We start from the raw sequence: 6,577 nt of genomic DNA, 5'->3' as shown, positions 1-6,577 counted from the left end.
AGGCAAATCGCCTGCACAGCTTTTCCGCTATCTATCGGCCAAGTGGCCTGCGGCGTTCAATCCGAAAGCGCCCAGGCCGCTCAAGATCGGCATCCATCATGACATTCGGGTGCTCGACGGCGAACTGTCCGATGATGAATTGAGGAGAGCCCTGCTGGCGTATACCAAGATGGCCAAATACTTGGCGAGACTGGATGCCGGCGCCGCACGGATTGATCTCGATGGCAAGCCGGCCGGCGTGGTCTCGGATGCGGACGCCGCGACCGCCAAGGCTTTGCTTTGCGCCCGCAAGGACAAACAAAAAAGCAAGCAAACACCGGAGCCAAGGGTAGGGCCTCGAGCGCCACCCAAACCAAAACCGAAGCGAACCGCCGTGTACAAGGCGAAGAATACGGCCGACAGCCCGACCGGCATAGTCGTTGAGACGAAGCGTCGCCGGTCATTCCGAAAACCGATGACTTGATCGCCGCTGAGCGATGGGTCGTGCCGACCGGGACAGCCCTCAGGGTCGGAGCACATGGCGCCCTGCGCCAATCCGAATTGCCGCGATCGCAATGGAGTTGCCGCATTCGCGCTGGCGAAACGGAGTGGTCGGTCAACCCTTCTTCGGGATGAACGAAGGCCGGATGCTATTCCGATGGTCGTTCTGGCCACCGCCGCGACCTCTATCGTTCGGGATGGCAGTTAGGTCGATGCCGGCCCAGATTGACTGTGGCCGCTTCACGAGCCCACGCTTCTGTTTGATCTCGACGGCAAGGGGCCGCTGCTGCCTCATGCTCTCGGCGACTTGGGGAGGTGCGAACATTATCTAGGCCGATTGCACGTTTTCGCCACCGCTCCCTCATACTCATGAAAGGGTTCGAATCGTTGATTGTCTTCGAAGCCCCGACGCCAGCGGCTCTCCGCCGTATCCGTGCCCGCGCTCGCTTCTAGTCCAGCTTTCACGACCAGCGCTACTACGGCCATACGGTCGGTGTACGCGCCGAACATTTCCGGCCGGATCCGACTTCAAGGAAAAGGGCGGCATCGCTGCCGCCCTCGAGATTGTTGAGGTGCGTGGACCTTAGAAATCCATGCCGCCCATACCACCCATGCCGCCGCCAGCCATGCCGGCAGGCATGCCGCCGCCAGCCGCCTCCTTCTTCGGAGCCTCCGCGATCATGGCTTCGGTGGTGACCAGCAGGCCGGCGACCGAGGCCGCGTCCTGGAGAGCCGTGCGCACGACCTTGACCGGATCGACGATGCCCATGGCGATCATGTCGCCATACTCGCCGGTCTGGGCGTTGTAGCCGAAGGTCGCGCCCTTGTTGTCGAGGATCTTGCCGGCAACGATCGAAGCTTCCGCACCGGCGTTGGCCGCGATCTGGCGGGCCGGAGCCTGCAGCGCGCGACGCACGATGTTGATGCCGGCGGCCTGGTCGGAGTTGACGCCGGTGGCCTTGAGGTTGGCCGAAGCGCGCAGCAGGGCCACGCCACCGCCCGCGACAATGCCTTCTTCCACGGCCGCGCGGGTCGCGTTGAGGGCGTCATCGACGCGGTCCTTCTTTTCCTTGACTTCGACTTCCGTCGCACCGCCGACGAGGATCACCGCAACGCCGCCGGCGAGCTTCGCCAGACGTTCCTGCAGCTTCTCCTTGTCGTAGTCCGACGTGGTCTCTTCGATCTGCTGCTTGATCTGGGCAACGCGGCCCTGGATCTCGGCCTTCTTGCCGGCGCCGTCGACGATGGTGGTGTTCTCCTTGGAGATCGACACCTTCTTGGCGCGGCCGAGCATGTTGAGGCCGACGTTCTCGAGCTTGATGCCGAGGTCTTCCGAGATGACCTGGCCACCGGTCAGGATGGCGATGTCTTCCAGCATGGCCTTGCGGCGGTCACCGAAGCCCGGCGCCTTGACGGCGGCGATCTTCAGGCCACCGCGCAGCTTGTTGACGACGAGCGTAGCCAGAGCCTCGCCTTCGACGTCTTCCGAGATGATGAGCAGCGGCTTGGAGGTCTGCACGACGGCTTCGAGAACCGGCAGCATGGCCTGGAGGTTGGAGAGCTTCTTCTCGTGCAGGAGGATGTAGACGTCCTCGAGATCGGCAACCATCTTGTCGGCGTTGGTGACGAAGTAGGGCGAGAGATAGCCGCGGTCGAACTGCATGCCTTCGACGACTTCGAGTTCCGTCTCGGCAGTCTTGGCTTCCTCGACCGTGATGACGCCTTCATTGCCGACCTTCTGCATCGCTTCCGCGATCATCTTGCCGACCGACTCGTCGCCATTGCCGGCGATGGTGCCGACCTGGGCAACCTCTTCCGAGGTCTTGATCTTCGTGGCGTTCTTGATCAGCGTCGAGACGACGTCCCTAACCGCGAGGTCGATGCCGCGCTTGAGGTCCATCGGGTTCATGCCGGCGGCAACCGCCTTGTGGCCTTCCTGGACGATCGACTGTGCCAGAACGGTCGCGGTCGTGGTGCCGTCGCCGGCGATGTCGTTGGTCTTCGACGCGACTTCGCGGATCATTTGCGCGCCCATGTTCTCGAACTTGTCGGAAAGTTCGATTTCCTTGGCGACGGTGACGCCGTCCTTGGTGATGCGCGGGGCGCCGAACGACTTGTCGATGACGACGTTGCGGCCCTTGGGGCCGAGCGTGACCTTCACCGCGTCGGCGAGGATGTTGATGCCGTGAAGCATGCGTTCGCGGGCATCACGGGAGAATTTTACGTCTTTGGCAGCCATGTTTAACTCCTGGGCATTTCGCCCGAAATTCAGATTGGATGGTGCGGATGAAGGGCGGCGGCGTGTCAGCCGATGATGCCCATGATGTCGGATTCCTTCATGATCAGAAGGTCTTCGCCATTGAGCTTGACTTCGGTGCCCGACCACTTGCCGAACAGGATGCGGTCGCCGGCCTTGACGTCCAGCGGGACGAGCTTGCCGGCTTCGTCGCGGGCGCCGGAACCGATGGCGATGATCTCGCCTTCCTGCGGCTTTTCCTTAGCCGTATCGGGGATGATGATCCCGCCCGCGGTCTTGGATTCGGATTCGACCCGACGAACGACCACGCGGTCATGAAGCGGCCGGAAATTCGACTTTGCCATTTTGGATATCCCTGGTGCGGAGGTTGAACGGTTCTTCGTTGCCGAAGCCTGGGTTAGCACTCGCCAGTGGGGAGTGCTAACGTGGCGGTGAGATAGGCTGTAGGTTCGTCCTGGTCAAGACGGATGAGCGGACGGCCGAAGAGCCAAAAGATTTGGAATCGGCCCGGAAGCCTGGCCCCCATTGCGGCGCATCCCAATGCCTTAGCGCGTTTCGGCCGGCAGCTCTGGGCCGACTTTTGTGTCTTATTTGGAATGTGAAATTATGTGAAATTAACGGCCGAGCAGTCGGCCGGAATCGACGGCGAGCCGAACAGTCTTGAGCTTTTTGCAATTCATCCCTAACCTGGAGTTGCATCGCCAAAGGAGCGTTTCTCGCTTCGAGCGGGCTCTTGCCGACGATGATCGGAATGTCGCCTTGAGGATGATATTCCCCTCGGTCCGGGTAGCCTGTCGAAGCGAAATCTTCGACCAGTTTCCGGAGCCCGATATCGTGATGAAATACACAGACGTTGAACCAGGTCTTAAAGATGAAGTCCCCTGGTCGGAAAGCCTAACCGCCTACGACAAGGAGCACTTCAAGACCTACTTGAGGTTCCTGGACGCCTCCGCCGACGATGCCAGTTATGAGGAGATGGCGCAGGTCATCCTCGGCATCGATCCGGCGGAAGAGCCGGTGCGCGCGCGGAAAGCCGCGAGAAGCCATCTCGATCGGGCGAACTGGATGATGACCACCGGTTACAAGGAGTTGTTCGCGTAAATAAGGGTGAACGGGCGGCGACACACGCTGCTTGTTCAGACGTGATCACGGCCGTCCGCCACAAGAATGGCATGACATCCGGGCCTGCGGGATACGTCTATTCATTGTCAAACTCCGCTGCTCGTACAGGCAGAATGTTCGCTGCGCCGATGCGTCTGGCGTGGCCATGCAGGTCAGCGGCGGCCGCTCGTCATACCTGGCCGGCGCAGCTAAGGCGGAGAAGATGAAGCCGTGTTCTGAGGCTGTGCTCGGCTTCTTCTGTCATGAAATTCTCCGGTTGGCTTGAAGGCAGCAGGCGAAGCCTCGCGACATAGTAATGGTTGTGGCGGAAGGCAATAAATGTCTCGGCAGCATAAGTATCGTCATAAACTATTACTAATACGCGTTCGCCCCGGAAATCGTTTCGGCTGCTAGGCGCCGGAACCGATATATGCAGCCATGCCGTCTTGAGCTTTTGTAATTCCGAAAGCAACGTGAAATGAGGTTTTTGGCAAACGCCCGGGCTCGCAAGCTTCAGTGCACCAAGATGATCAGGCCTCGTGGTCTACTGGCATGTCGTTGAGATGTCATCCTTGCTGACCTATATGCCGTTGTGCGTCGGGCGTTCTCCTCCCATTGCGTCCGGCGCGTTCCCCTCTGGAGGTTTTTGCCCTCTTGCTTGGCCGGGTGCTGCAAGCCCGGCCCTTTTGTTGCGCGCCAGAGGCGATGAAGCTCATCAGCGGCTACGAACACGGCGTACCCGCCCAACTTGCGAACCGGAAGGGATCGCCTGCACGTCCGCACTGCAACCCGCTCTGTGGTCCAGGGCGGATACATCATTTGCCGGGAATATCCGCTCAGACGAGCGAATTGGATGATAATACCAGCGTACCTGAAATACCGGCCGCGAACGGTGCCTCATATGACGGGCCCACCGTCTTGCTGACCAGGCAAAGTCGGCATCTCACTATCGGCCGTCCGCCAGATCCAGGAATCGAACTCCGGTCGCGACGCGATCAGTTCGCTCAGCGTTTCCTCCTATGTGCCATCGGAAGACGGGGGGACGATATGAAGGCCAACCGGCCGCGGCTGTGTCTGCAATATCGCCGTCGCGGTTGGCCTGTCCAATGGTAGATTGTAGCGCAGTCCTTTCATGCTTCGCTCCCTGGTCCTTGCAAGGGCGTCGACCAGCTTCTTTTCATAGGCGGACTCGTAAGGCACCCAATTCTCCGCCACGACCATGATGGCCATTTCCTCGATCACCGCCAGCCCCGCCGGGGTCAACCCGAAGGTGGCAATCGCGACTAGATGCGATGCCTCATCCGCGCTCCAGAGTGCCATCTCGGTTTCAAAGCGGGTTTGAAGCCGACGATGAAGACTCTCATCCAACAGGAACACGAACCCCGGCATGTGCTTGACGATCAACTTGTGACCGCCCCGAGCCGGGCTGAACTCCTTGACCTCGCCGACCAGGATCATCAGCTTTCTGGGGCCGCTCTTCGGGGGCAGCGCAGGTGCAAGCGCCTGCCCGCGCCTTTGCTCGATCGCGATTTTATCGGCGGACCGGAACGGCTCGGGCACGAACAGGATTTCGGCGCTCCGCCCTTGACCGTCATCTGGCCAGCGGCCTCGACGAGGTGCCAACGGATATTCCACCAATGCCGTTTGCCAGCCCATCGTGACGTCCAGACCGTCAGCTCCGCTTCGTGCCAGAGGCAATGGAGCAGGCCTCGCAGCGAGAGTTTCCTGGTGTCTCCGACCACGCTGTTCGAGCCTACGGCGCCAGCTGCCGGCACAGATCGCGTGCCGACCTTCGACAGCCGAAAGTCCAGCATCAGCTCGGCCATGCCGCTCTCGGAATCGACCTGGATAGCGCTGCCCATCAGCACGCCGAGGCCGGACAGTTCGTCGGGCGGCTCGTAAGAGGAACAGGACGGATCATGGCTGCCACCCGACAGCGGCATCGGCTTGACCATGTATTGGTCGCCAACCTGCGCAATATACATCGCCGGGCAGGGCTCTTTGCACACAAGCAAAGCGGCGGTCGCAGCTTTCTGCGGTATGCATCCGCAAGCGCAGCCTGTAGATCAGGCGGCAATGCGAGGTTTCAGACTTGCTGACCAGGTGATCGAGGAGGCGGCCCTCCGTTGCTCCGGACGCCGCCGCATCCCCACGCCCATTGAGTCATGCTTTTGCCATCGAAACGGGCTGTTTGCCACGGCATACACGCGCATCACCGCCGAGATCATCGCTGCAATCGAAGAAGGTGCAGGTGATTGGGGCGCGTCGTGGTTCCAAAACGGAAACCAGCGCCGCCGGCCCGACCAACGTCGCATCAGGCAGGCGCTGCCGCGGCATCAACACCGTGGCGCTGCGGGTCGCAGCCATCGTCAACGGTTACAGCGATGGCCTGTGGACACCTATCGACAATGGCAGGACGCCGGAGCGCAGGTGTCGGTTCCGGCATGTGAGGACCGGCGCCGCCCTTGCCTGGGAGAGATTACCGGCGCACACGGGACGGCTCAGTCTGGCTTCCGCGCGGGCCGGCGCGATGCTGATGACAAGGAAGGCGACGCCCCTGCTTCAGGGCGTATCCTCGGATGGCGGGCGCCGGTGACGGCCTCGAAGATTGAAGTGCCCCCGCGCGCGCATTCGTTGTGTCGCGACAGCCACGCTCCAACCAGGAACGGCTACCGGGCGGCCCCTTTGTGGGGACGCAGATAGATAGGACATCGCGGCCGTGAACCAGCGATCGGATTA

At 61.2% G+C, this 6,577-nt stretch carries 5 protein-coding genes and 2 pseudogenes; 4 read left to right on the top strand and 3 right to left on the bottom strand.

What is annotated here, in order from left to right:
- Nucleotides 1-463: ProQ/FINO family protein (locus AC1D1L_RS26690; protein WP_477344286.1), on the top strand; the 463-nt coding region annotated here is incomplete at its 5' end.
- A gap of 600 nt (nucleotides 464-1,063) precedes the next feature.
- On the opposite strand, the gene groL is transcribed toward AC1D1L_RS26690, so the two are convergent.
- Nucleotides 1,064-2,719 carry a chaperonin GroEL gene (gene groL, locus AC1D1L_RS26685; protein ID WP_477344285.1) on the bottom strand — a complete coding sequence of 552 codons (1,656 nt, stop codon included), beginning with the start codon at nucleotides 2,717-2,719 and terminating at the stop codon, nucleotides 1,064-1,066.
- 65 nt (nucleotides 2,720-2,784) lie between these two features.
- The gene (gene groES / locus AC1D1L_RS26680; protein ID WP_258120471.1) at nucleotides 2,785-3,081 is read right to left on the bottom strand and encodes a co-chaperone GroES; all 297 of its coding nucleotides are present in this window, start codon (nucleotides 3,079-3,081) and stop codon (nucleotides 2,785-2,787) included.
- A 493-nt stretch (nucleotides 3,082-3,574) separates the two neighbouring features.
- Here groES and AC1D1L_RS26675 point away from each other — a divergent pair, with 493 nt between their 5' ends.
- The gene (locus AC1D1L_RS26675) at nucleotides 3,575-3,838 is read left to right on the top strand and encodes a DNA -binding domain-containing protein (RefSeq protein WP_199201594.1); all 264 of its coding nucleotides are present in this window, start codon (nucleotides 3,575-3,577) and stop codon (nucleotides 3,836-3,838) included.
- Between the two features lie 897 nt (nucleotides 3,839-4,735).
- On the opposite strand, the pseudogene AC1D1L_RS26670 reads toward AC1D1L_RS26675, so the two are convergent.
- Nucleotides 4,736-5,915 (bottom strand): annotated as a pseudogene (locus AC1D1L_RS26670) (DUF1173 domain-containing protein).
- Here AC1D1L_RS26670 and AC1D1L_RS26665 point away from each other — a divergent pair.
- Both AC1D1L_RS26665 and AC1D1L_RS26660 read left to right on the top strand, forming a co-directional pair.
- Nucleotides 5,879-6,211, top strand: a pseudogene (locus AC1D1L_RS26665) (hypothetical protein); the annotation flags it as partial. The pseudogenes AC1D1L_RS26670 and AC1D1L_RS26665 overlap by 37 nt on opposite strands.
- Nucleotides 6,093-6,434: an ArdC family protein gene (locus AC1D1L_RS26660; RefSeq protein WP_477344293.1), complete on the top strand. Its 342-nt coding sequence runs from the start codon at nucleotides 6,093-6,095 to the stop codon at nucleotides 6,432-6,434. The pseudogene AC1D1L_RS26665 and the gene AC1D1L_RS26660, both read left to right, overlap by 119 nt.
- The last annotated feature ends 143 nt before the right edge of the window (nucleotides 6,435-6,577 follow it).

It is taken from the genome of Mesorhizobium sp. P2_D6 (assembly GCF_056404315.1).
Note: the sequence above shows the minus strand (reverse complement) of the source record. Positions and strands in the feature narration are given on the sequence as shown.

What these genes read in the sequence shown, in the direction of transcription:
- groL (WP_477344285.1), bottom strand. Translation starts at nt 2,719, where the DNA reads ATGGCTGCCAAAGACGTAAAATTCTCCCGTGATGCCCGCGAACGCATG.
- AC1D1L_RS26675 (WP_199201594.1), top strand. Translation starts at nt 3,575, where the DNA reads ATGAAATACACAGACGTTGAACCAGGTCTTAAAGATGAAGTCCCCTGG.
- groES (WP_258120471.1), bottom strand. Translation starts at nt 3,081, where the DNA reads ATGGCAAAGTCGAATTTCCGGCCGCTTCATGACCGCGTGGTCGTTCGT.